The organism is Affinirhizobium capsici (assembly GCF_977018625.1).
In genome coordinates this window covers 1-2,500 of the sequence record NZ_CDRNXD010000007.1, presented here as the reverse complement: position 1 = coordinate 2,500, position 2,500 = coordinate 1, and the positions used below count along the sequence as shown (strand labels likewise).

At 51.4% G+C, this 2,500-nt stretch carries 1 rRNA gene; it reads left to right on the top strand.

The features are described from left to right. Positions 1-383: 383 nt before the first annotated feature. Positions 384-2,500: ribosomal RNA gene (locus AC0JZ1_RS18225) — 23S ribosomal RNA — on the top strand; the annotation flags it as partial.

The following is a 2,500-nucleotide window of genomic DNA, read 5'->3' as shown; positions in this document are numbered from 1 at the left end:
GATCTGGAGGCTTCCAGGTCTGGATTTATAATCCAGGTCCGAGCCCATTCCTGATGATCCTTATGAAGGTCTAGCCGACCTGAATTTGGGGAAGGGGTGGATGTAGGAAGGAAGCTTGTCACTCTGGTCGTTTGTTGTTGGCAACGTTGTTGCCTCTGATGAATAACTGATGATCGTTGCCTGACCGCGCGATCCCGGATTTAATCTCGAGAAGCTGGTCTTAAAGATCTGGCACAAGCGAGCTGCTCGGCGTAGCTCCAATAAAGTGACCGGATCGAACACGTCGATGGCATTATTGATCTGACTGGGTTGTAAAAGGTAACCCGGTCTGTTGGCTGTTCTGAAGAATGGTTGGCTGAATGATGAGCATTGGCAATGAGAACGATTAAGTGTCGTAAGGGCATTTGGTGGATGCCTTGGCATGCACAGGCGAAGAAGGACGTGATACGCTGCGAAAAGCCGTGGGGAGCTGCGAATGAGCTTTGATCCATGGATATCCGAATGGGGAAACCCACCTTAAATGCTTAGAAAATCCAAACTGTCAGCGATGACGGCTTGGGTTTCTAAGCATTGTTTATAAGGTATCTTATCTTGAATACATAGGGGTAAGAAGCGAACGCAGGGAACTGAAACATCTAAGTACCTGCAGGAAAGGACATCAACCGAGACTCCGCAAGTAGTGGCGAGCGAACGCGGACCAGGCCAGTGGCAATAGGAAGAAAAGTCGAACGATTTGGAAAGGTCGGCCGTAGCGGGTGATAGCCCCGTAGACGTAAGTTGACCTATTGTCCTTGAGTAAGGCGGGACACGTGAAATCCTGTCTGAACATGGGGAGACCACTCTCCAAGCCTAAGTACTCGTGCATGACCGATAGCGAACAAGTACCGTGAGGGAAAGGTGAAAAGCACCCCGACAAGGGGAGTGAAATAGAACCTGAAACCGGATGCCTACAAGCAGTCGGAGGCCGCAAGGCTGACGGCGTACCTTTTGTATAATGGGTCAACGACTTAGTGTAACTAGCAAGCTTAAGCCGGTAGGTGTAGGCGCAGCGAAAGCGAGTCTGAATAGGGCGATTTAGTTAGTTGCATTAGACCCGAAACCGAGTGATCTAGCCATGAGCAGGCTGAAGGTTGGGTAACACCAACTGGAGGGCCGAACCCGCATCTGTTGCAATAGATTGGGATGACTTGTGGCTAGGGGTGAAAGGCCAATCAAACTCGGAGATAGCTGGTTCTCCGCGAAATCTATTTAGGTAGAGCGTCGACCGAATACCCTCGGGGGTAGAGCACTGGATGGGCTATGGGGACTCACCGTCTTACTGATCCTAACCAAACTCCGAATACCGAGGAGTACTAGTCGGCAGACACACGGCGGGTGCTAACGTCCGTCGTGAAGAGGGCAACAACCCTGACCTCCAGCTAAGGTCCCCAAGTCATGGCTAAGTGGGAAAGGATGTGAGGATCCCAAAACAACCAGGATGTTGGCTTAGAAGCAGCCATCATTTAAAGAAAGCGTAACAGCTCACTGGTCTAAATAAGGGTCTTTGCGCCGAAAATGTAACGGGGCTAAAGCCATGCACCGAAGCTGAGGATGTGGATTTATCCACGTGGTAGCGGAGCGTTCCGTAGGCCTGTGAAGGAGGACCCGTGAGGGCCTCTGGAGGTATCGGAAGTGCGAATGTTGACATGAGTAACGATAAAGGGAGTGAGAGACTCCCTCGCCGAAAGACCAAGGGTTCCTGCTTAAAGTTAATCTGAGCAGGGTTAGCCGGCCCCTAAGACGAGGCGGACACGCGTAGTCGATGGGAACCACGTTAATATTCGTGGGCCTGGTGGTAAGTGACGGATTGCGTAACTTGTACATTCTTATTGGATTGAGTGTGCGGGGAAGCGGTCCCAGGAAATAGCTCCACCATTATAGACCGTACCCCAAACCGACACAGGTGGTCAGGTAGAGTATACCAAGGCGCTTGAGAGAACTATGTTGAAGGAACTCGGCAAATTGCACGCGTAACTTCGGAAGAAGCGTGACCCCTTTTACGCAAGTAGGAAGGGGTGGCACAGACCAGGGGGTAGCGACTGTTTATCAAAAACACAGGGCTCTGCGAAGTCGATAAGACGACGTATAGGGTCTGACGCCTGCCCGGTGCCTGGAAGGTTAAGAGGAGGGGTGCAAGCTCTGAATCGAAGCCCCAGTAAACGGCGGCCGTAACTATAACGGTCCTAAGGTTAACGAAATTCCTTGTCGGGTAAGTTCCGACCTGCACGAATGGCGTAACGACTATCCCCGCTGTCTCCAACATAGACTCAGTGAAATTGAATTCCCCGTGAAGATGCGGGGTTCCTGCGGTCAGACGGAAAGACCCCGTGCACCTTTACTATAGCTTTAGCACTGGCATTCGTGTCGGCATGTGTAGGATAGGTGGTAGGCTTTGAAGCGGGGACGCCAGTCTTCGTGGAGCCATCCTTGAAATACCGCCCTTATCGTCATGGATGTCTAA